This is a genomic window from Paraburkholderia xenovorans (genome assembly GCF_046030735.1).
GTDB lineage: Bacteria > Pseudomonadota > Gammaproteobacteria > Burkholderiales > Burkholderiaceae > Paraburkholderia > Paraburkholderia xenovorans_A.
In genome coordinates, this window is the sequence record NZ_JAQQBV010000110.1 from 1 (window position 1) to 719 (window position 719).

A 719-nucleotide genomic window follows, 5' to 3' on the forward strand; every position below is an offset into this window, starting at 1 on the left:
GATACGCTTCTTTGCACTGGCGCTGCTATGGCGGAAACGGTAGCTTTCGTTGCCGGTTTCCACGATGTGGCAGTGATGCGTCAGCCTGTCCAGCAATGCCGTGGTCATCTTCGCGTCGCCGAACACACTGGACCATTCGGCGAAGTCCAGATTCGTCGTCACCGCAACGCTCGTGTGCTCGTACAGGCGGCTCAGCAGGTGGAACAGCAACGCCCCGCCGACCTGGCTGAAGGGCAGATATCCGAGTTCGTCCAGAATGACCAGGTCGAGGCGAAGCAGGCTCGCCGCGATCCTGCCGGCACGTCCCTGCGTCTTCTCCTGCTCCAGTGCGTTGGCCAGATCCACGGTCGAGTAGAAGCGCACCCGCTTGCCGTGGTGCATGATGCCGGACACGCCGATGGCGGTCGCCAGATGCGTCTTGCCCGAGCCCGGGCCGCCGACCAGAACCAGGTTGTGCGCGCCCTCGGTGAACGTCATGCCGGCCAGTTGCGTGACGAGCTGGCGGTCGACCGGCGAGCCATCGAAGTCGAAGCCCGCGATGTCGCGATGCACCGGGAACTTCGCCGCGTTCATCTGGTGGCTGACCGAACGCACGGCCCGATCCGCGACCTCGGCCTGCAACAGCCGTTCGAGCAGCCATTGCGAAGACGCCGCCTCGACATTCACCTGTTCGAGCAGTTCGGTCCAGCCGGCAGCCATGCCGTGCAGCCGCAAGTGTT

Annotated in this window: 1 protein-coding gene; it reads right to left on the reverse strand. The window is 64.4% G+C overall.

Translation table 11 applies throughout. The annotated features are described in order from the left end of the window. A partial coding sequence (gene istB / locus PQQ51_RS34340) for an IS21-like element helper ATPase IstB (RefSeq protein ID WP_408501625.1) occupies window positions 1-714 on the reverse strand: 714 nt, incomplete at its 3' end. Window positions 715-719: the final 5 nt, after the last annotated feature.